The sequence below is a fragment of the Acinetobacter proteolyticus genome (assembly GCF_000367945.1).
Lineage (GTDB): Bacteria > Pseudomonadota > Gammaproteobacteria > Pseudomonadales > Moraxellaceae > Acinetobacter > Acinetobacter proteolyticus.
Map to the genome: position 1 here is coordinate 3,473,432 of NZ_KB849179.1, position 20,178 is coordinate 3,493,609.

Sequence of the window (20,178 nt, forward strand, 5' to 3'; positions counted from 1 at the left end):
TGCTTAGAACAATACGCGAACGCGGATGGTGCCTTCAACGTGGTTCAAAGTATCAAGTGCTTCTTGAGATGCAGATGCATCAACATCCATCACCAAGTAACCGATATCACCTTTCGTCATTAACGACTGACCAGAGATGTTGATGCCTTGTTCAGCAAACAATGTGTTGATTTTCGATAACACACCCGGAACGTTTTTGTGGATATGAAGCAAACGGTGCTGACCATCAGAAAGTGGTAATGCGATTTCTGGGAAGTTCACCGCAGAAAGGGTCATCCCTTTGTCTGAATACGCAACGAATTTTTCAGCTACTTCTAAACCGATGTTTGCTTGCGCTTCCATGGTCGAACCACCCACGTGTGGGGTTAAGATCACGTTGTCTAAGCCACGGAGTGGAGATAGGAACTCTTCACCATTGGCTTTTGGTTCTTTCGGGAATACGTCAACCGCTGCACCCGCGATGTGACCTGATTTAATTGCATCTGCTAAATCCTCGATCACTACACATGTACCACGTGCAGCATTCAAGAAGATTGAGCCTTTTTTCATTTTCGCGAATTGTTCTTTCTTGAAGAAGTTACGCGTAGACGGAACATCTGGAACGTGTAGCGTTACCACATCCGCAGTTTCTAAAAGTTCATCTAAAGAGCCAACTTGACGTGCATTACCTAATGGTAATTTAGTCACAGCATCAAAATAGATGACTTTCATACCTAAGCTTTCTGCTAAAACAGAAAGTTGTGAACCGATCGAGCCGTAACCGACGATACCTAAAGTCTTACCACGAGTTTCAAATGAACCCACCGCAGCTTTATTCCAACCGCCCGCATGTGTATCTTTCGATTTTTCAGGTACACGACGAAGCAACAGAATTGTTTCAGCAAGAACTAATTCTGCAACCGAACGTGTATTTGAATACGGTGCGTTGAATACAGGGATACCACGAGACATCGCCGCTTTTAAATCGACTTGGTTGGTACCAATACAGAAGCAACCGACTGCGATCAGTTTGTTCGCAGCTTCAAAGATTTCTTCAGTTAATTGCGTACGGGAACGAATACCAATGAAGTGAGCATCTTTAACTGCTTCTTTTAAAGCATCGCCTTCAAGCGCAGTTTTGTGATAATCGATGTTGGTATAACCCGCTGCATTTAAAGTATCGATGGCGTTTTGATGCACACCTTCTAACAGAAGGAAACGGATTTTGTCTTTAGGTAGTGATAGATGTTGGCTCATTACGGCTCCGCTACAAAGGCCAAAATTTAGTTGCAGTACTATAGCATAGAGCTTTGAGATATAAATATTTGGTTTAAAATTAGCACAGCAGAATTATTGATAATTTTTCAGTTGAAGCTGAATTTTATTGGTTATACACATTTTGTTATTACAGTATCTTTATCCTAAGCTTTATCCCGTGCCTGCTTCTATGTAAAATGCAGAGATCTGATAGTCAAATCTGAAAACACCAGGTTTGCGCTGTTCTGCCGAGTTTCTATATGTTGAATACACCATTTTAAGATATTGAAAAATATTGTGTTGTTATTCAAATGCTCTATCTTTACTTCTTGCTAGGCCTGTAAACGATGAATGCTTCAGTCGCTTTAACACCTGAGTTATTGACCCAATTAACGGCAATTGTGGGTGAAAACCGAATTAAAACCGATGCCGACAGTTTGGAAAATTGGGGACGAGATCATACCAAACATTTTGATCCGAACCCATCAGTCATCGTTTTCCCTTCAAGCACTGAACAAGTTCAGGCCATTGTTAAACTTGCCAATCAATTTAATATCGCGATTACCCCATCGGGCGGTCGTACCGGCCTTTCTGCGGGCGCGGTCGCAACCAATGGCGAGATCGTGATTAGCTTTGACAAGATGAACCAGATTCTTGAGTTCTACCCAGCGGATCGTATGGTACGCGTACAAGCAGGTGTGGTGACTGAGCAATTACAGAATTATGCCGAAGAACAAGGCATGTACTATCCAGTCGATTTTGCTTCAGCGGGTTCAAGCCAGATTGGCGGTAACATCGGCACCAATGCCGGCGGTATTAAAGTCATCAAGTACGGCATGACTCGTAACTGGGTACTTGGCTTGACGGTGGTGACAGGTAAGGGTGATGTGCTGCGTTTAAACAAAGGCATGATTAAGAATGCGACAGGTTATTCGCTACAACACTTGTTTATTGGTGGTGAAGGTACGCTGGGCCTAGTGACAGAAGCTGAAATCAAACTTGAGCGTCAGCCACAGAATTTACAGGTATTGGTTCTCGGTGTGCCTGATTTTGATGCCGTGATGCCGGTACTCCATGCTTTCCAGAAAGATATCGACTTAACCGCATTTGAGTTCTTTGGTGAACTTGCGATGCAAAAAGTACTCGACCGTGGTCATGTACAACGTCCATTTGAAACACAGTGCCCGTTCTACGTATTGCTTGAGTTTGAAGCGCCGTATGAGCCGATTGTCGACAAGGCAATGCAGATTTTTGAGCATTGTATGGAACAAGGTTGGGTGCTGGATGGCGTGATGAGCCAGAGCCTTGATCAAGTCGAAAGCTTATGGCGTTTACGTGAAGATATTTCGGAATCAATTGCGCCGTTTATTCCATACAAAAATGACATTTCAGTATTAATTACCCACGTACCTGCATTTATTCGTGAGATTAATGCAATTGTTCAAGATAATTATCCTGACTTTGAAATCTGCTGGTTTGGTCATATTGGTGACGGCAACTTGCACTTAAATATTCTAAAACCTGAAAACTTGACCAAAGATGAGTTCTTTGCCAAGTGTCAGGTGGTGAATAAATACGTGTTTGAGACCGTGAAAAAATATGATGGTTCGATCTCTGCCGAGCACGGTGTGGGCATGACCAAGAAGCCATATTTGGAATATTCACGTTCACCTGAAGAAATTGAATATATGAAAGCATTGAAGTTGGCGTTTGACCCGAATGGGATTATGAACCCAGGAAAATTATTTGATCTTTAATGCTTGATTAAATAAAAGAAGCTCTGTTAAAAGCGTATCGAAAGATGCGCTTTTTTATTTTCTGTAAATCAAAAGTTAATGCCGTACTTTTTCTTATAATACAAAATGTAAACATATAAACTTAATTATCATTATTTGTTGACATTACATGCCAATTATAAGTGTTGTATATGGTTTTTATTGAATAAATAAAGAAAAATAATGTATTTAATATTAATTGTTCAATTAAATAAGAATGAGGATATATAAGTGAATCCTAAAAAACATTTATCTCAAGATGAAGTATCCAATTTATCTGTAGAGGAAATCCAAGAACGTATTGCTGCTGAACAAGAGTTTATGAATAAACAGAAGCATAAAAAGTTCTTTGCAGCGACACATGGTTCTAAAACAAAAAATGGTGGATTAATCAGAGCAATGATTAATCAAAAAATTAAAGTACAAGGTCATCTTATTGCTGTTGTTGGTGATGAAGCCATTTATGAGGATGGAACAACTTCTAAAATTATTTCGGGTGCTGGCGAGGCAGGGGCAATTGAAGGATATGACATTGCACTTGTTGGTAGCCGCTTAGAAAATGGTGATGAAATCATTGAAAGCCTACAATCAGTATTTGAGTATCGTTTGTATGCTGATCAAGAAATCCCTCAAGGTTTTCTCAGTCATGACTAAATTTCTTAGGAGACAATCATGGCTGTAGGCTTTGCAATTCATAACTCGATGACAAATCATGGTGGTATCATTCCTGCAACCCAAATGAGAACCTCTCAAATGGGTAACTTATTTTTGGTAGCAGGTGATGGCCATTTTTGCCCTAAATGTAAATGTTGGTCAAAGATTATTAAAAGTCATGATCATATTATTCTTGATGACAAAGCTGTTGCTTATGTCGGTGATCAGCTTACTTGTGGTGCTAAAATTTTACCGAAACAATCTCATGTTGTGGGAGAAAGCCAAGGAGCTAACTATTCTCCAATATCATCATCACCTCTAACACCTTTGCAAAATTCTCTTGTAGGGACCCCATCTAAAGAAATTCATAAGATTCAGTTTAAAATTGTAGATGAGGAAACAGAGGAAGGAATCTCTGAAATGCTATATGAAATTTATAGTAAAGAAACTGGTAGTTTGCTCGTAAAAGGATATACAAATAAACAGGGAATGACTGCTCTTTATGAAAGCGAATACTCTCCAGAATCAGTTCAGCTAATCACTGTAGATCTATCAAAACCATTAGACGAGCTATAAGGGTTATATATGGGAAGCAGTAATCGAGTTAGTAGTAATGAAGGTCGAATAATTTTTCATTCAAACTATGATAAAACACCTATAAATTCCGAAGCATCAAGTCGAATAAACCTAAAAGAAACTACCAATTTATGTAGAGCAGATGATGGATATTTGACAGCATGTAGTGGTTGGGAAAATCTAATAAAAGTAAGAAAAATAGTACCTTATACTTTTTGTATTCCGCAGCATCTTTGGGATCATATCAAGAATAGACAGCCTTTCGAGTATGATATGGCTTTACGTTTTGGTCTTGAGTTTGATCTAAAGGAAATAGAAAAAAGTAATCCTGGATTAATTTACACAGAATACTTTCACACATTGATGTATCTACGCTTTTCTACTTATCTATATAAAATTTCTAGAGATAAAGCACTTATTGCTGCGACAGAACTTTTAAAAGATAGTTTTGATATCCGAGTCACAGCACACTATAAGAATCTAGAAGATATTATAAAGCTAACTCCCGCAGGATATGGTATTTTTGATAAAGCAAGATACATCGCACTAGCTACGAACAATAGAAGTAATAGAGGTGCATTAATGATTGGGCATCGGCTCTATCAAATGATCTTCAATAAAAAATGGAATAGAAAAGCCTATGAACTGTGTCGAACAGAATATGGTTACCAAGTTCCAATCTCCGAAGAAAATGAAAGCATTGATACAAAGAATTGGTAGAATTAATGAATTATTCAGCAATCTTATTATTTAGTATAGCTTTAGTAGGGTGTAGTCATGCAAATGATATAAGCCAAAAAGAGCGTGAAAATGAAATTAGTGATGTACTTAAATCTAGAACTACTGCTATTTCAGATGATATAAGTCAATCACGAAGATTATATGTAACGGCATATAATACTATTGATAATAAATCAGAAATAAATAATGAATTATTTATATATACCATTCGTAAGGTGGATTCATTAATAGGTAATTATGAAATGGATCATGATAGCTTCAAGAATGATATTAGCGTTAATAAATACATATCATTAGAAGCAATAGATGGTCTATGTATTATGAATAAGTTTGTTAAAAAATATACAGGAATTATAGATTTGAAAAAAACTCCTCAGAGTATTCAAGAAGATACTGAGAAATCTTTAGAGTTCCAACCTCTCTACATTAAAAGACTTAATGAGGATAAAGACCATTTAAACCAGCTAAAATGCTTAACATTAAAGTAAACAATAATTTGTGATTATAACATCCCCAACTCATGCCTCAATCTTGCTTAGTTGGGGCTCTTTTAACTTCTTTTGTCTCTTTCATTCAGATAAATTTTCTCATATTTTAGAATTTTAGAGCACGTTCTGTTGTGTCCGAGAAACTCTAACAGTGATTCCTATTGATATTTTTAAAACTCTGAATACAACACGGGTAGCAACGTTAGCAAATCACTAACTGCCAAAGTAACAGCAGGCCATACTATTTTTTGGAAAGCAGCATGAAGTTTAAAGTATTCAGTTTAATATTTATGTTTTTTTCATACATAACTATAGGGCATACAAAAACAAATAATGAGCTAATTAGAAACCATATTATGCCAAGCCATAATCTTCAATTAAGTGGTTCATATCCATCAATAAAAGGAAAACAATTTAAAGAGATTAATAATTCTATTTCTAAATTTATTGCAACCAATTTTGATAGAGAAGATGAGCAGTACCCTACAGAAATTAGTTTTGAAAAACTATTTCAGAATGAGGATATATTAAGTTTTTCAATTAATTATAACATCAGCAACTCAACAGAAAGATACTTTAATAAATATTACACACTGAGTCTCTCCAATAAAAAGGAGCTAAGTCTTTCAGAATATCTTAAAGATAAAAAAATTTCTAAGTATGATGTATTGAAGAGTATAAATAGTTTTATTTCACCTTGCCTTTCCGTAAAAAAATCTCTACCTGATTACTGTGCTGATATGACACTACAAAGCCTAATTGAGAATAAAAAAAGGGTTGCTTATTCAGATTTATCTAGTTTTTTTATTAAGAATAATAGTGACATAGGAGTAGGTGTCGACTCCAATAAATTTACTACGACTTTTATCTATAATATAAAAAGTAAAAAGATTGTTTTAAATTAACCATTTATATTCTACAGCTCATAACCCACCTATGTTTAGGTTAGGAGTGATCCATTTCCTTTTTCATTCCTTTATTTGGACGATCTTCGCTTTTTTTTATTTCTTATACGCTTTCCAACCTGTCAAAATATGATAAATCAGTGGTAAAAGACAGAGTGAAAAGAAGCTGCAAATCGCAACAGCCCAGACAGGTATATTCTGTGGATTGCCCAAAAAGAAATAAGCAAAAACCGAATAAGACAGCATCCCAAACATCGCCATTGTGCCGAGTGGAAGGGTAATTCTAAAAATTAAGACGTTAGTAAAGGCTTTGTAAGCCTGCATATTCCGATTCAAAGCATAGGCAATAATCATGACCAAGATATAGCCCATAATAAACAGCATAAATAGGGTAGCGGCAAACAGTAAACCTGTGCGCCAACTCTTTTCTTGAGCAGACTGATCACCTGCCTCATAAACCACTTGAATATGGTCTCCGACCACAGGTACATCGCCAGAACGGACTGAATTGTCCAAGACCAATGTTCTGTTTTGATCATCTTTGAATTGCACCTGAGCCGTATGCATTAAGGTTTTGGTTTTGTATTTACGCCCGTTGGAATCTGTACGTTCGGTATCGACCCATTCAGAGCTATAGCTCACGATAGTTGCATCGTAGCTCGGTTTGGTTGCTAAACCATATACAGCTTGCGACACCCAATAAGTAAAAGGGAAAAATAGGGAGCTGATGCTAAACACCACAACAAATAAATAAGCAAATTCAAACTTACTGCTGTTGCGATTCTTAGCTAAACGTTTTAGCCAAAACTTTGTCAGCACAAAAGACCAGACACACAAGATCGCAACCACCACCAAGAAAACCTGTCCCGCATAAGTCAGTTGCATGCATGATCCTATTTGTTATATTGAATAGAGATTGATTTTATCAAACGATAATTTTTTTAAAATCAAATTAATGAGTACGGTAGAAAAGAGTATTGTCTCTCACAAGTATAAATTTTTAAATAATGAAGTCATCGCAATGAATATCCATCACGAAATCGAAAAATTATTCGAACAACGCCAAGACATCCCACTATTTTATATTGAAAGTGGTAGCCGTTTATGGGGCATGACCAGTCCTGACAGTGACTACGATGTACGCGGTTTTCATCTACCGAGTAAAGACCAATATTTTGATTATAAAAAACATCGTGACTTGATCGAGATCATGGATGGTGATTTTGATTTTGTCTCTTATGACCTCGATAAAATGTTTGGGTTACTGGCAAAAAGTAATCCTACTGTTTTGGAGTGGGTCAGAGCACATATTGTGTATTTTAATGCCTTTCCAGAATGGCAAATCTTTCGTGATGAATTGCTTGAGCGAATTGACTATAGTGCGCTGTATCACCACTATTTATCATTGGCGAATGGTGGCATGAAAGTGATGCAAACCGCAGATAACTTTACCTATAAAAAAGTATTTTATTCGATTCGCGGCTTGATGTCAGCAGAATTGGCAACCCAAGAGCAGATGCCTGAATTATTGATTACCGATCTGTTTGCGCAAGTGGATGTAAATGATCCATTACGGCATTGGGCAGAAGACTATCTGGAAATTAAAAAGCAGCAGCAAGAAAAAGCACAACTACCCCAAGCGGAACAAGCTGCGATTCTTCAACTGTTGCAAAGCAAGATAGAGCAACTGGCAGCAAAGTCGATGCCGAAGGCAGATCGTCGTGCCAGTTTGGAAGCCTATTTAACCGATTATAGCCGTCATTTAAAACAGCATTACTATCAGTAGAACAATGCGTTTACTCATCAGCTGAGTTCGACTTAAAGATACAATGATTTTATATTTTGTCGGACTCAGATGTATGGGGTTATCTGTTAAATCCCGCTGTTTAGAATACGGATTTTTACATCGGCTACATGGTCTTTGGTTGCTTCAAAATGCTGCTGCATATGGGTAGTTTGCATATGGGCTTCTAAATGAGCAGTACTTTGCCATTTCTCTAACATGACAATCGTATTTTCATTCGTTTCCTGCATCGCAATCGTAGGAAGATGATCAATCAAAGGCTCATAGCCATGACAACCATCTTCTGCCAGAACGGTTGGAATAATTTTTTCAAAGGCATCTAAAACTGCTTGGCGATGTTCAGTGCCTGCATGCGTATAAATTTCAGCAATAATGGTTAGCATCTTATTTTCTCACTTAATGGCTTGCTGCAAAAAGCTGGTCTAAATGTGTTTTGTACGCTTCGATATAACTTGGCACATTTGGCGCCTTGATGACATCATTCACGATAAATGTTGGCAGTGAGTCCATACCCAAGAATTGATTGGCTTTATGGAAAGGTAAATAAACGCCATCGACACCAACACCGTGGAAGAACTGGTCCGGATCGGTAAAGGCTTCCATCGGTGCATTCCATGTCAAAGACAACATGTATTTTTTACCTTGGATTAAACCACCCGAACCATATTTTTTAGAGGCATCCGAACGACTACGGCCATCACTGGCATAAAGCGAGCCATGTCCGATGGTAAAGATATCATCGATGTATTTTTTCATGGTCCACGGTGCGCCCATCCACCAACCTGGCATTTGGTAAATCACCACATCTGCCCATAGATATTTGGCAATTTCGGCTTGAATGTCATAGTCACTATCGGTACGCGTAACTTGTACCTGATGACCTAAGGTGCTTAGATGTGCTTGAGAAAACTCGGTTAAGGTGTCATTTAACTCACCATTCGAATGTTCAAACTGTTTGGCGCCATTAATAATTAAAATATTGCTCATGCGATTACTCAAAAATAAATCTCTAAAAACTGGAAAGCATTTTAGAAAATCTATTCATGAGTAAAAATGCATAAATGAGCAAAATACTCTTGATCAAAAATCAACAATTAAACTATTCAGCTTTTGATTTTTTAGCCTTATACCAACGACGAGCTCCCCATAAAATCGCAATCGCTACATACAACGGCCACAGCATCACCAGCCAAATGAGAGTTTCTCTAAAGCCATATAATCCCACTTTAATCGCTTCCCAAATTCGGCTGAATAACGGATCACTGTCTAAGGTGGCAATACGGTTGATATTGAGATCATGGCTTTTACGCACTTGTGATTGCTGGAAGAATTCCAGTCGAATGGTGCTATAGGCCAAGCGGTCTTTGACTTCTAAATTGGTCAGTTGTTGCAGCTGATTGTTCACTGCATTTGATCCACTGTTACTTTGATTGGCAGTATTCAGCTTTTCTTCGAGCAATTTTAATTCATAACGTTTGGCTTCATAGCTCTGGCTATTAAAGTTGAGCATGAGTGGCAATAAATTATTTAAAAAGCTAGTCACCTGTGCATTAGGGATACGTACCGTGAGTTGCACGGTGGGGGTGATCTTTTCATAAATATCGACACTGCCATCAATACGGTCACGTTCAGATCGGTCACTGACTTGATAATTAATCTGCTTTTCTTCGATATAACCATTGTATTGCAATAACTGCTGTTCCAGTGCTGATGTGGTTTTTAATACATCTTTCACTTCAAATTGTAATTGTGCGCTTTTCACCAATTGGCGATTTTGTTCCAAAGCACTTTGTTGATTGCTGAGCAATTGCTCTGGATTTTGAACGGCATTTTCTTGAACAGCAGTACTATCCATTGCCGCACTTTCAGTTGCAACTGCAGCATCGCTTGCTGCACTGTCAGGATGTTTGGAACAGGCAGCTAAAGTGCTGCCCAAGATTAAAATAATGCTTAAATTTTTTGCTAAATCTGACATATCGGCATGTCCAAACTAAGGTGATTTTGATGTTATAAACTGTGTTTTTTTAATCATTTGTTATGATCATCATCGAATAATGACAACAAATTTAATGTATGCCACATACATTTTGTTGCGTGGCCATTCAGTTTTGCATAGTAGCATAGATGAGTAAATGGATTGGATGGGTACAAAATGCATAAAATTGCGATGATCTTGGGATCTGCTTTATTCCTCACAGCATGTAATCAACCAACAGCACCCTCACAGCAGCAAGCTGAAGTGCAAAAGAGTACGGTAATGCATGCAATTTTATCGGATCAGCCCGATCTATTTCATGCAGACAGCAATTTAAAAATAGATCAACAATTTAACAGTGCCGAGAATCCAACCGATGCACAGGTCACGGTTGAGCAAGCACAATTAGATGACTCTGTGATCGCGGTACGGACAGAATATCAACTGAAACGAAATCAAGATGTTTGGAAAGTGGTCAATAAAAAGCAAAGCTATCAATGTGCCAGAGGCGAGAATACCGAGACTTTCCAATTTGATCTCTGCCCATAAGGACGGATTTTATTCAGAGCTGCGTCTAAAATATCAGCAAAGATGTGGATAACTTTTTGGTTATGCACATCTCAATATGATCGTTATCGGCTGTTTAAATTGCGGTCATTTTTAAAAAGTGCTACAGTTGCGCGTGGCAATTTAGCCAAACGGTAAAACATTTACCAATCTCACGTAAATAAATTGTTTTTCTTATATACACCCAGTGAATACGGTGTTTTCACATTTATCACATGCTGGCTCACAGCATGGAATCAAAATTTAATTTAAATCTAAGCCATAAAACCTTGTGGTGATGGGCCTATTTTTCTTGCTGAAAAATGGGACGAACACGAGTTGGTTATTTTTGTGAATAAAACATGATGACGAATAATCAGAACATGACGTTAAACCGTATAACGCTCATGTTTCCTTTAGCTTTAGTGCTATTTGAATTTTCAGTTTATATCGGTAATGACTTGATTCAACCTGCGATGTTGTCGATTACAGAACAATTTGCAGTTAGTGCAACGTGGGCACCGTCGTCAATGTCATTTTATTTGTTGGGTGGCGCTAGTGTTGCTTGGCTGTTGGGACCGCTTTCGGATCGTCTCGGGCGTAAAAAAGTGCTCTTGGCCGGTGTGGCATTTTTTACGCTATGCTGTTTGCTGATATTACTGACCCATAATATTGAACAGTTCCTGACACTGCGTTTTTTGCAGGGAATGGGGCTGAGCGTCATTTCTGCGGTCGGTTATGCAGCCATTCAAGAAACCTTTGAAGAGCGTGATGCGATCAAAGTTATGGCACTGATGGCAAATATTTCTCTATTGGCACCTTTACTAGGCCCTGTATTGGGGGCATTCCTGATTGATTATGTGTCATGGCATTGGGGCTTCGTCGCCATTGCCGCGGTGTCTTTTATCAGTTGGTTTGGCTTAAAGAAATTTATGCCTGCGACCCAAGAAAGCCGTAAACAACCGAAACAGCCTTTTAGTTATATCTTTGATGACTTTAAAAAGGTATTGAGTAACCGTCGCTTCTTGGGTTTAAGCATCGCCTTACCGATGGTGGGGATGCCGTTGATGCTATGGATTGCCTTATCACCGATTATTTTGGTTGATGAGCTGAAATTGAGCAGTGTGCAATATGGCTTGGCACAGTTCCCTGTGTTCTTTGGCTTAATTGCAGGCAATATCATTCTGATCAAGATTATTGATCGTTTCCCGCTAGGTCAAACCATTCTATTTGGTTTGCCGATCATGTTATTGGGTACAGCATTCTTGCTGCTCGGTGTCATTTGGCAAAGCTATTTGGTGCCTTGTTTATTGATTGGTATGACCTTAATCAGTTTGGGCGAGGGGATTAGCTTCTCGGTGATGTACCGTTTTGCACTGATGTCTTCGGAAGTCTCAAAAGGAACAGTCGCAGCGGCAGTCTCGATGTTGATGATGGTGAGTTATTTTGTCGTGATTGAATTGGTTCGGGTGCTATATACGCATTTCCATATTTGGGCCTTTGCTTTAGCCAGTTTGGTCTTGATTTTATTCTGGTTTAGTTCGCCACGTCATGCCTTGAAACAACATATGCTGGCACGTCAGCAAGACGGGTTGAATTAAGCTTAGGTTTATAGGGTTTATTTAGCTTGAATTTAATGAAATTCATTTCCAACATTTGCGATGTGAGTAATCCTAACGGTGTCGTCCCGAGCTCTCACCTTAGTTTAGGATAAACCACTGCGTCTTGCTCTTCAGTTGAAATATATTTCAACATCGTTCAGGTTCGACCTACTTTTCTTTCGGGAAAAGTAGGCAAAACCATTGTCATCTGCAAAACCTATTCACTTCTTTCATCTGAAGAATAGTATTGCAAAAACAGTATATTATAGATATTCCGCAGGTTGCAGATGACACTTCCGAGTATCATATTTTTAGCTGATTTCAGTTTTACTTGCACTCATTACGCTCACTTAATTTCTAAGGCAAGCAGTTTGTTTTTTAATAGGACTAACTCAGGCAAAGTTTCGAGTAACAGGCTCATTTGTTTTAACAGCAACGGGTGCTTTGCAGAGACCTGATGTTGTTGGTTTAAGATCTCAATCTCTTCGAGCAAGCGTTCTACTTGCTGTTGCGGAATAGCGGCTTGTTCGATCAGACTTTGCTTGAGCACATTCTCAATTTCATCTAGTAATTCCAATAACGCCTGATCTTCAATTTTCTCCCGTTGATGTCCCAAGGCCGAGACATAACTGAGTTGGCTATGGCTATAGACCAAATAGCGAAAGGCATATTGAATGAGTTCTTGGTTGGGCTGCGGTTCAGTACTCAGACTTGAGATCATATTCGACAGCTCGACCTGGGCATTGTGTGCGGCACGTCGAGTGGTTCGGTATTCCAGATCGAGTTCACGCCCTTGATGATATTGCTGTACCACCACATGAAAATAATCGAAGGTGGTTTGATTATTTTTCTTGATGTTGCTGGAGATATTGCGGAAATTCCAATCGGGCCAAATAAAATTGACCGCCAGCCATGCAATTGCACAACCAATAAAAGTGTCAATAATGCGTGGCAGGATAATACTAAAACCCGCTCCTTTTAAGTTAAAAATCAATAACACCATCAAAGTAGCCATGACCGTGGCAAGTGCATATTTCTTCTGTCTTAAATAGAAAAATGAGACCCCACAGATAACGGTTAATAGCAACTGGCCTTCAATACTTGGCACAAAATAAAGAATGGGGATACCTAATAACACCCCGAGTAAAGTGCCGATGGTTCTGAGTTTGAGACGACTTTTGGTGGCAAAGTAGGTGATTTGGCAAACAAATAAACTGGTGAGTAAAATCCAGTAGCCATTTTGAGCAAAGGGCAATAAGGAAATGGCATAACCCACTGCAAAGATCACAGCCAAACGCACCGCGTGACGGAACAGCGCCGATTGCGGACTGAGCTGCTGTTTGATTTTTAAAATTAAATCCTGCACACCCTGAATATCATCATCAAGTAAGTTCAAATGATCTTGATGTTGCTGAGGTGAAAGCTGTTCAATATTTTGATTAAGTTGCAGTTGAGCAAACTGCTCATGCACACTCTTTAAATTATTGAGGATCAATTCCAGATTTTTAACTTCAAGATTATGCGGATGTTGTTGCACCCAATCACGCATCGACAATTCTAGATTTTCTAATGCTTTACTGGCAGATTCACGGGGCTGATAGCTTTGATGATCTAAGATCGCTCGGCTTAAATCATGACATGCCAAGGCTTGAAGCTGCATATTTTTTTGAATACGAAAGATCAAATCACTGCGGCTAAAGTTCTGATGAATTTTTTCATAATGCAGATAACTGGACGTGACCTGTTCATGCATGTCTTGGGCAAAATAATATAAGTTCAGCCAATAAATACTGGTGTTGTTAACGCGAGATGCTTTTAAGCGGGTCAGTAAGGAGTTCTTGGCTTGATTCAGGCTACTGACCACTTGGCTATTTTTGTGAGAAAGTTCGAATAGCAGTGTTTCAACATTATCAATATTATCTGGGTCGAATAACCGTGATTTGGCTTGTAGTAATTCAGCAAGATCCTGAAAAATAGTGGAGACCTTTTCTTGTAAAGGCAAGGTTGGGCGAATAACAAAAAATAAGATCGAGGTCAGTCCGTACCACAAAGCACCCAATACAAAATAACTCGGTTGCTGATACCAATTTGAATATTCTCCTAAACCAAACATGGTATAGATCGAAAGTAAAATCGTACCGAAGGAAATGGTGGCATAGCGTTGCCCAAGCGCACCCATCATGACCAGTGCTGCACTGGAGAGACTGAGATAGACAATAAACCAAAACTTATAGGGGGCGAGAAACTCTAAAATGGTACTGACTATAAAGAACAGCACGCAGACATAGATCAGATTACGTAAACGGATACTGAGACGATCATCAAAGTCGGTCAGTGCGGTCGCAATTGCGCCTAAGGTGACAGGAACAATCAGTTGCCCGAGACCAAGTTGATATAAACCTAATGTTGTACCGCAAAGCACGATCAGGATTTGTAGGCAATAAAGAACAATTGAGTTGGAGCGAAAGCGATTGAACAGGCGGGATAAATTTTTCACGATTCTTATTCTTGAATATGTTCTGGATTCATCATACAAATAAATTTCCCAAAGGAAAGCACTGTTAACCAACAAGTAGTACTATTTTTTAGCATCAATATTTGCATGATTTTTCAAATAATAGATCAGATGCAAAAATCGTGCTCAGTTGGATTTTGTTATAATGAGATGAAAGAACATATAAAAAATGACTAAAAGCAAAGCAACTGTGGATAACTCGGAAGATACCCACAGTATTTAGATTACTTAATCACACCACATGCAATACGGTCACCACCACCGCCTAATGGCTTAGGTGTATCCGAATAATTGTCTCCACCGACATGGATCATAATCGCACGATTTTGAATATCAGCCAGTTTTAAACGTGGTGCAATTACGGGAGTAGTTGCAAAGCCTTTATCATTCACCACCAATACCGGTAAATCACCTAAGTGGCCCGTTTCAGGTGTACCATGATGCGCAACTTTTTCAGGGTTTAAATGACTGCCTGCGGCCAAGGCTGCGCCCATTTTTCCATCTTTTAGTGCCGCTTCACAGGATGGGTTTTCATGGATGTGGAAACCATGTTCACCAGGAGAAAGTTTCCAAAGTGCTGGCGTAATGAGTAAGCCTTTAGGGGTTTGTTGAAATGCGACGGTTCCGATGGAAGCACCCACACCATTGGCATCGACTTGATAAACTTGGATTAATTGCTTTTGATCCGTTGTGCTGGCCTGAGTCTGGATTTTAGATGCATTGTTATCGAGAGAAACCGAAGAACAGGCCACGATAGTTAAACTCAGACAGCTCAGTAGAGAAATTTTTTGAAGCATTGAAGTCATTGCGTAGATATCCTTATAAATTATCTTTATTTGACGATTCAAACAAAGTCAGGGATATCTCGCAAGCAACATTAATCAATTCATGACAAAAAATTAAACAAAACAAACCTATTTATTTTCGGGAGGAGCTTCCAAAGCCGCAACAGGCTCATCGACATTTTCATGCAGCCATTCACGCCAAATCGCTAACAGGATGGCTAAAATCACTGGGCCAATGAATAGGCCGACCAGACCAAAGCTGGCAATACCGCCTAATACCCCAAACATGATCAAGATGAATGGAATCTGGGTTGCACCTGAAATCACCAGTGGACGAATGACGTTATCCGAGCTACTCACAATCACCACACCCCAAACCACAACACCAATGGCCTCCATGGTTTGCCCTTGAGCAAATAACCATAGGCCTACCCCAAGATATGAAACAGGTGTTCCAAAAGGAATCAGCGCCAAGATAAAGGTGACCATGGTCAACAGCATTGGATTCGGGACGCCTGCAACAAAATAGCTGAGGCCAGCCAAAATTGCTTGTGCCACGGCTGTTAAGCCAACGCCGTATACAACAGCACGAGTCGTTTCCGAAATGGTATCTAAATAATGATGGACACGCGGGCCAATCACCATTTCCAAGGCACGACTCACTTGTGCCAAAATCATTTGCCCATCACGGTAGAAGAAGAATAAGGTCATCAGTGCAAATGTGAGTTTGACCAAGTTACGGCTAATCTCGCTCAACACAAAACGCCCATAGCTGAGATGGCTTTGAATCCATTCGGCAATATTCTTGGTAATACTGTTTGGATCACTACTCAGTTCATTGACAGTACGACTGATGTCTTTGCCAATAATCGGTAGATTTTTGATAAATTCAGGGACTTGAACATGGCCTGAAAACAGTTGTCGCTGTAAATTAAAATATAAATTACGACCTTCAAGTTGCAACATAAAGATGGCACAAATGAAAGGTACACCAATCACGATAATCACCAAGCTAATCATCAGGGTCGCATTCAGTGTAGGTCGGTTTTCACCAAAGAAACGACGCTGAACCCATAAATATACGGGCCAAGTCATATAGGCGATAATTGCAGCCCAAAGGACAGGGACAATAAAGTATTTGAGAATACTGAATCCCAAAAAGAGCAGGACAAAGAACAGTCCAAACAGCAAAACGCGTTGTAATATGGGAGCGTATTGTTGCACGATAGTATTTCTCAAGTGCTAGAAATTGAATAAAACCATCTTAACTGAAAAAGTAGGCGAGGGAAATTTTCATTTCCCCATTTTAAGATTTGAGATCAAAAGATTACGTTTCTTTGCAAAGCCTTAGAACCACTCGCTTGGATCATCAACCAACTGGTTTAAAACAGGTTGCCATTGGCTTTGGATACTGACAAAGTTTTTCTGGGTTTTATCAAACACACTCAGTCCTTGCATTGCCAATGTACCGTAGGCGCTACGCTCGGAAATCCAGGCCACAGGATCTTGCTCGATTTTGCTGAAGAAGTCTTGAATGTCTTTGGAGCTGGCGCTATTCGGTTTGACACGATTGGCAATCAATAGGATTTGCACTTTGCCTTTACGAATCCGTTTAATGTCTTGTAAATGTTTTAAGAAGCGACGGGTACTGTCGATATCAAAGAACGATGGTTGCAATGGTGTCACAATCGCATGCGCTTCGCTGACCAGTTGCTCTGCATGTTCACCTGAGAGCGCACCAGGGGCATCAATAATCAAATAATCTAAATTCTTGGGTGCTTCGCCAATGGATTTTTCATGTCGCCAATCCAGACTCTGAATACCTGTGACCGTTTCAGGACGTTGCTTGAGCCATTGCAAAGACGATTTTTGGTTGTCAGCATCTGCTAGCGCAACCTTATATCCTTTTTGAGATAATGCTGCAGCGAGTGTAATAGCTGTCATGGTCTTGCCACAGCCACCTTTTTGATTTGCGATTAATATGGTTTTCATGAAATTAGATTTATTAACTAGGCTCTCGTATTCGTTTATACCTTAGCATCTTTTTCGGTCAAGTGTGTTACACATGACAAAAGTTTCATGTTGCAGTTAAATAGCCACATTCAAGAAAAGGAAAGTTGCTATGTCGGTTTGGTTGGCGATGCTGATTGGTGGTTGTATTGGTGTCGTGATCACCACGATTATTTTATCCAGTACCCGTAATGGTCGGATTCAGGCTGAGTATGAAAAATATATCGCCGAACTAGAGTTAGAACATAAACAGGCTTTACTGGATGCACAGAAGCGCAGTGTCAACACCAGTCGCGCGGTGTTAAAAGGCAAAATGGCTGAGCAGTTTGCACCGATTCTGCCGGAATTTCGTTATTTACCCAGTGATGCTAAATTTTTAGGTGATCCTGTCGATTATGTGGTTTTTGATGGTTATACCGACTTTCGAGATGGCGATGGCACAGCCGAAGATATTGAGGTGATTTTACTGGATATTAAAAGTGGTGGTGCACGCTTGAGCAAAGGACAACAGGCGATTGCCCAAGCGGTCACAGAAGGTCGCATTCGTTTTGAAACCTTGCGAATTGATTTTGAAGATCAATGAGGCGTTTCTAATTTTTGTACACGCGCCAACAGCATTGTTTGTGCCACAGCAGGAATACCTTCTGCATCAAAATATTGTTTTTCGATGAATTTAAATTTGGCTTGTAAGAGCTGGCGTTCAACGTCTCGGTTTAGATGGCAGCCATCAGCAATACGCTTCTGAATTGGGGTCAGCAGTGTTTGCAAAGATTGTATTTTTGTCGAGTTCGGATGTTTGACATGCTCAACCAGATGGAAGGTACCTGTCGGTTTGAGTACTCGATGTATTTCAGCTAAGGCCTGTTCAAGATCAGCAATGCTACACAGTGTCCACGTCGACACAATATGATCTAAAGACGCATCTGCGAAAGGCAATTTCTCTGCACTGGATTGCACATGCTTAATAAAGAAAGGTGCATGTTGTACTCGTTCAACGGCCAATTGATAAATATCAGGATTTGGCTCTAATGCGTAGACTGAATCAACATTGCCATAAAACGGAATATTCAGCCCTGTACCAAAACCAATTTCGAGTACTTCACCTTCGAGTGGAAGCAATAATTCACGACGTCGGTCCATCAAGCTGGCAGTTTGCATGACTTGATTGAGCAAATGAGGAAAGATATGACGTTGGTAAAATTGGTAAATCATAGAGATCCATTCGTTGGTTTTAATTCAGAGGATACTTAAATAACAGCACAAAAATATGACTAAAGTGAGTTTGATTGTTACCAAAAAAAGCACTTTTTTTCACCATCTCAGCATACTATCAACAGAAAGGCTTTTCTAATATTTTCGAGGATAATCGAGCCATGAAAAAACGTCTATGGATGAGTTTATGCATGGTGGCTGCAATTGGGCAAACACATGCATCAACCGGTCAGGCAGAATATAATATTGCCAATGGCTTAGCGCCTGTTGTGGAATATCAATCGATTTCGGTATTAAAACCTTTTGATGGTAATTTCCGTATTCTCGGTTCGAAGGTCTATCATGACGATGAGCAAGCCAAATTTTCTCCGATTGACTATGCGGTGAGTTTGGGTCTGTTTACTGATCCTGCGATCGCGCGGACGATTGATGTACGTCAATATGACCGTTATTTGAATTGGAAAATGAACACCTTACCTGTGCCACCGGATCAAGCGATCAAACTGGTGTCCAATATGCATATTATTCCTGCCAATCCAGAGATTGCCAAACAAATCAAGCAAGTGAAACGCGGTGACTTGGTCCAACTCAAAGGTGAACTGGTCGAGGTCCGGGATAAGGACTTGGTGTGGAAATCTTCTTTAACCCCAGGTGGAGTGGGTGATGGCGCCTGTGAGTTATTTCGTGTGAGTTCCATTCACTGGATTGAGAAACAGAATATTTAACAATGAATTTACAATGAAAAAGGGGCAGTAGCCCCTTTTTATTTATTCAGTTACTCGGCTTGCATTTTGCTTTCCGCTGTTTGCGCATTTCTCCAATGATGTAGCTGGCTTTGCGCATGTAGATATTCATTCAGCTGATTGACCTGCTGATTTGCATCTGTCGTTTGAGCGGTATTGGCTTGTTTCAAGACTTGGGCTTGATGTTCCCAATAATCATAAAGTAAGCCTTGAATATAGCGACCCTGTTCAGTTTTGAGCTCCAGTTCTTTGAGCATTTTCAAGGCTGAGTTCACATTATCTTTTTGACGTTGCTGCTCGAATTCAGGCGTGAGACTATTGGCCTCTTTCATCTTGGCCAATTCCATTTCCATGCTATCGCTCATGTCGGTAAAGCGACGATCATAGTCGTCCAATATCGCAATATCATGTCCATCATCTGCTGTGGCAGGAAATTGCTTGATCGGTGTTTGATTCAGTTGACCAATCGCATCATTGCTTGGGCTGCTTTGCTGCTGTTGCTTTGCAGTTGGCTCTTTGTCCTTATTACAAGCACTGAGCATCAGCACTGAGCTGAGTACACAGGTGATGGCAAATGTGGTTTTTAAGTTAGGCATAGCAGAGCTCGTTCAA

The 20,178-nt window shown here is 39.6% G+C and carries 22 protein-coding genes; 11 read left to right on the forward strand and 11 right to left on the reverse strand.

Annotated features, from left to right (window positions below; translation table 11 throughout):
* Positions 1-3 precede the first annotated feature (3 nt).
* Complete coding sequence (gene serA, locus F993_RS00975; protein WP_004657532.1) at positions 4-1,236, reverse strand: phosphoglycerate dehydrogenase; 1,233 nt, start codon at positions 1,234-1,236, stop codon at positions 4-6.
* A 347-nt stretch (positions 1,237-1,583) separates the two neighbouring features.
* Here serA and F993_RS00970 point away from each other — a divergent pair, with 347 nt between their 5' ends.
* The 6 genes from F993_RS00970 to F993_RS00950 all read left to right on the forward strand — a co-directional run bounded on the left by F993_RS00970 (position 1,584) and on the right by F993_RS00950 (position 6,375).
* Positions 1,584-2,993, forward strand: a complete 1,410-nt coding sequence (locus F993_RS00970) for an FAD-binding oxidoreductase (protein WP_004657534.1) — start codon at positions 1,584-1,586, stop codon at positions 2,991-2,993.
* A 249-nt stretch (positions 2,994-3,242) separates the two neighbouring features.
* Positions 3,243-3,665 (forward strand): PAAR domain-containing protein, encoded by a 423-nt coding sequence (locus tag F993_RS00965; RefSeq protein WP_004657535.1) that lies wholly within the window; start codon positions 3,243-3,245, stop codon positions 3,663-3,665.
* Between the two features lie 18 nt (positions 3,666-3,683).
* Positions 3,684-4,241 carry a PAAR domain-containing protein gene (locus F993_RS00960; RefSeq protein WP_004657539.1) on the forward strand — a complete coding sequence of 186 codons (558 nt, stop codon included), beginning with the start codon at positions 3,684-3,686 and terminating at the stop codon, positions 4,239-4,241.
* A 9-nt stretch (positions 4,242-4,250) separates the two neighbouring features.
* The gene (locus F993_RS20575; protein WP_004657541.1) at positions 4,251-4,961 is read left to right on the forward strand and encodes a hypothetical protein; all 711 of its coding nucleotides are present in this window, start codon (positions 4,251-4,253) and stop codon (positions 4,959-4,961) included.
* A 5-nt stretch (positions 4,962-4,966) separates the two neighbouring features.
* Positions 4,967-5,470 carry a hypothetical protein gene (locus F993_RS00955; protein WP_004657543.1) on the forward strand — a complete coding sequence of 168 codons (504 nt, stop codon included), beginning with the start codon at positions 4,967-4,969 and terminating at the stop codon, positions 5,468-5,470.
* Positions 5,471-5,730: 260 nt separating this feature from the next.
* Positions 5,731-6,375: a hypothetical protein gene (locus tag F993_RS00950; RefSeq protein ID WP_004657544.1), complete on the forward strand. Its 645-nt coding sequence runs from the start codon at positions 5,731-5,733 to the stop codon at positions 6,373-6,375.
* Positions 6,376-6,471: 96 nt separating this feature from the next.
* Here the strand turns inward: F993_RS00950 and F993_RS00945 are convergent, their stop codons facing one another.
* Positions 6,472-7,260, reverse strand: a complete 789-nt coding sequence (locus F993_RS00945) for a hypothetical protein (protein ID WP_004657546.1) — start codon at positions 7,258-7,260, stop codon at positions 6,472-6,474.
* 136 nt (positions 7,261-7,396) lie between these two features.
* Here F993_RS00945 and F993_RS00940 point away from each other — a divergent pair, with 136 nt between their 5' ends.
* The gene (locus tag F993_RS00940; RefSeq protein WP_032812622.1) at positions 7,397-8,161 is read left to right on the forward strand and encodes a nucleotidyltransferase domain-containing protein; all 765 of its coding nucleotides are present in this window, start codon (positions 7,397-7,399) and stop codon (positions 8,159-8,161) included.
* Between the two features lie 86 nt (positions 8,162-8,247).
* On the opposite strand, the gene F993_RS00935 is transcribed toward F993_RS00940, so the two are convergent.
* The 3 genes from F993_RS00935 to F993_RS00925 all read right to left on the reverse strand — a co-directional run bounded on the left by F993_RS00935 (position 8,248) and on the right by F993_RS00925 (position 10,154).
* Entirely contained in the window at positions 8,248-8,562 is a 315-nt protein-coding gene (locus F993_RS00935) for a putative quinol monooxygenase (protein WP_004657550.1), read from the reverse strand.
* A gap of 13 nt (positions 8,563-8,575) precedes the next feature.
* Entirely contained in the window at positions 8,576-9,166 is a 591-nt protein-coding gene (locus tag F993_RS00930; RefSeq protein ID WP_004657552.1) for an NAD(P)H-dependent oxidoreductase, read from the reverse strand.
* A 112-nt stretch (positions 9,167-9,278) separates the two neighbouring features.
* Positions 9,279-10,154, reverse strand: coding sequence for a DUF4349 domain-containing protein (locus F993_RS00925; RefSeq protein WP_004657554.1), 876 nt, complete (start codon positions 10,152-10,154; stop codon positions 9,279-9,281).
* A gap of 177 nt (positions 10,155-10,331) precedes the next feature.
* Here F993_RS00925 and F993_RS00920 point away from each other — a divergent pair, with 177 nt between their 5' ends.
* Positions 10,332-10,703 carry a hypothetical protein gene (locus F993_RS00920; RefSeq protein ID WP_004657556.1) on the forward strand — a complete coding sequence of 124 codons (372 nt, stop codon included), beginning with the start codon at positions 10,332-10,334 and terminating at the stop codon, positions 10,701-10,703.
* Positions 10,704-11,065: 362 nt separating this feature from the next.
* Positions 11,066-12,301, forward strand: a complete 1,236-nt coding sequence (craA, locus tag F993_RS00915; RefSeq protein WP_407637372.1) for a chloramphenicol efflux MFS transporter CraA — start codon at positions 11,066-11,068, stop codon at positions 12,299-12,301.
* A gap of 346 nt (positions 12,302-12,647) precedes the next feature.
* Here craA and yccS read toward each other — a convergent pair whose 3' ends face one another.
* The 4 genes from yccS to F993_RS00895 all read right to left on the reverse strand — a co-directional run bounded on the left by yccS (position 12,648) and on the right by F993_RS00895 (position 17,593).
* Positions 12,648-14,798, reverse strand: coding sequence for a YccS family putative transporter (gene yccS / locus F993_RS00910; protein WP_004657560.1), 2,151 nt, complete (start codon positions 14,796-14,798; stop codon positions 12,648-12,650).
* A gap of 242 nt (positions 14,799-15,040) precedes the next feature.
* Positions 15,041-15,622 carry a superoxide dismutase family protein gene (sodC, locus tag F993_RS00905; RefSeq protein WP_004657562.1) on the reverse strand — a complete coding sequence of 194 codons (582 nt, stop codon included), beginning with the start codon at positions 15,620-15,622 and terminating at the stop codon, positions 15,041-15,043.
* Between the two features lie 108 nt (positions 15,623-15,730).
* A complete protein-coding gene (locus F993_RS00900) occupies positions 15,731-16,825 on the reverse strand; it encodes an AI-2E family transporter (protein WP_004657563.1) in 1,095 nt (364 codons plus the stop codon).
* 123 nt (positions 16,826-16,948) lie between these two features.
* Positions 16,949-17,593 (reverse strand): ParA family protein, encoded by a 645-nt coding sequence (locus tag F993_RS00895; protein WP_004657565.1) that lies wholly within the window; start codon positions 17,591-17,593, stop codon positions 16,949-16,951.
* Positions 17,594-17,723: 130 nt separating this feature from the next.
* On the opposite strand from F993_RS00895, the gene F993_RS00890 reads away from it, so the two are divergent.
* Complete coding sequence (locus tag F993_RS00890) at positions 17,724-18,194, forward strand: Holliday junction resolvase-like protein (protein ID WP_004657567.1); 471 nt, start codon at positions 17,724-17,726, stop codon at positions 18,192-18,194.
* Here the strand turns inward: F993_RS00890 and F993_RS00885 are convergent.
* Complete coding sequence (locus F993_RS00885; protein ID WP_004657569.1) at positions 18,188-18,823, reverse strand: class I SAM-dependent methyltransferase; 636 nt, start codon at positions 18,821-18,823, stop codon at positions 18,188-18,190. The genes F993_RS00890 and F993_RS00885 overlap by 7 nt on opposite strands.
* A gap of 161 nt (positions 18,824-18,984) precedes the next feature.
* On the opposite strand from F993_RS00885, the gene F993_RS00880 reads away from it, so the two are divergent.
* Positions 18,985-19,548 carry a hypothetical protein gene (locus F993_RS00880; RefSeq protein WP_004657571.1) on the forward strand — a complete coding sequence of 188 codons (564 nt, stop codon included), beginning with the start codon at positions 18,985-18,987 and terminating at the stop codon, positions 19,546-19,548.
* A 50-nt stretch (positions 19,549-19,598) separates the two neighbouring features.
* Here F993_RS00880 and F993_RS00875 read toward each other — a convergent pair whose 3' ends face one another.
* Positions 19,599-20,162 (reverse strand): hypothetical protein, encoded by a 564-nt coding sequence (locus F993_RS00875; protein WP_004657575.1) that lies wholly within the window; start codon positions 20,160-20,162, stop codon positions 19,599-19,601.
* Positions 20,163-20,178 lie beyond the last annotated feature (16 nt).

Coding starts and splice junctions, on each gene's coding strand:
- serA (WP_004657532.1), bottom strand. CDS start 1,236: ATGAGCCAACATCTATCACTACCTAAAGACAAAATCCGTTTCCTTCTG.
- F993_RS00970 (WP_004657534.1), top strand. CDS start 1,584: ATGAATGCTTCAGTCGCTTTAACACCTGAGTTATTGACCCAATTAACG.
- F993_RS00960 (WP_004657539.1), top strand. CDS start 3,684: ATGGCTGTAGGCTTTGCAATTCATAACTCGATGACAAATCATGGTGGT.
- F993_RS20575 (WP_004657541.1), top strand. CDS start 4,251: ATGGGAAGCAGTAATCGAGTTAGTAGTAATGAAGGTCGAATAATTTTT.
- F993_RS00955 (WP_004657543.1), top strand. CDS start 4,967: ATGAATTATTCAGCAATCTTATTATTTAGTATAGCTTTAGTAGGGTGT.
- F993_RS00950 (WP_004657544.1), top strand. CDS start 5,731: ATGAAGTTTAAAGTATTCAGTTTAATATTTATGTTTTTTTCATACATA.
- F993_RS00945 (WP_004657546.1), bottom strand. CDS start 7,260: ATGCAACTGACTTATGCGGGACAGGTTTTCTTGGTGGTGGTTGCGATC.
- F993_RS00940 (WP_032812622.1), top strand. CDS start 7,397: ATGAATATCCATCACGAAATCGAAAAATTATTCGAACAACGCCAAGAC.
- F993_RS00935 (WP_004657550.1), bottom strand. CDS start 8,562: ATGCTAACCATTATTGCTGAAATTTATACGCATGCAGGCACTGAACAT.
- F993_RS00930 (WP_004657552.1), bottom strand. CDS start 9,166: ATGAGCAATATTTTAATTATTAATGGCGCCAAACAGTTTGAACATTCG.
- F993_RS00925 (WP_004657554.1), bottom strand. CDS start 10,154: ATGTCAGATTTAGCAAAAAATTTAAGCATTATTTTAATCTTGGGCAGC.
- F993_RS00920 (WP_004657556.1), top strand. CDS start 10,332: ATGCATAAAATTGCGATGATCTTGGGATCTGCTTTATTCCTCACAGCA.
- craA (WP_407637372.1), top strand. CDS start 11,066: ATGACGAATAATCAGAACATGACGTTAAACCGTATAACGCTCATGTTT.
- sodC (WP_004657562.1), bottom strand. CDS start 15,622: ATGACTTCAATGCTTCAAAAAATTTCTCTACTGAGCTGTCTGAGTTTA.
- F993_RS00895 (WP_004657565.1), bottom strand. CDS start 17,593: ATGAAAACCATATTAATCGCAAATCAAAAAGGTGGCTGTGGCAAGACC.
- F993_RS00890 (WP_004657567.1), top strand. CDS start 17,724: ATGTCGGTTTGGTTGGCGATGCTGATTGGTGGTTGTATTGGTGTCGTG.
- F993_RS00885 (WP_004657569.1), bottom strand. CDS start 18,823: ATGATTTACCAATTTTACCAACGTCATATCTTTCCTCATTTGCTCAAT.
- F993_RS00880 (WP_004657571.1), top strand. CDS start 18,985: ATGAAAAAACGTCTATGGATGAGTTTATGCATGGTGGCTGCAATTGGG.
- F993_RS00875 (WP_004657575.1), bottom strand. CDS start 20,162: ATGCCTAACTTAAAAACCACATTTGCCATCACCTGTGTACTCAGCTCA.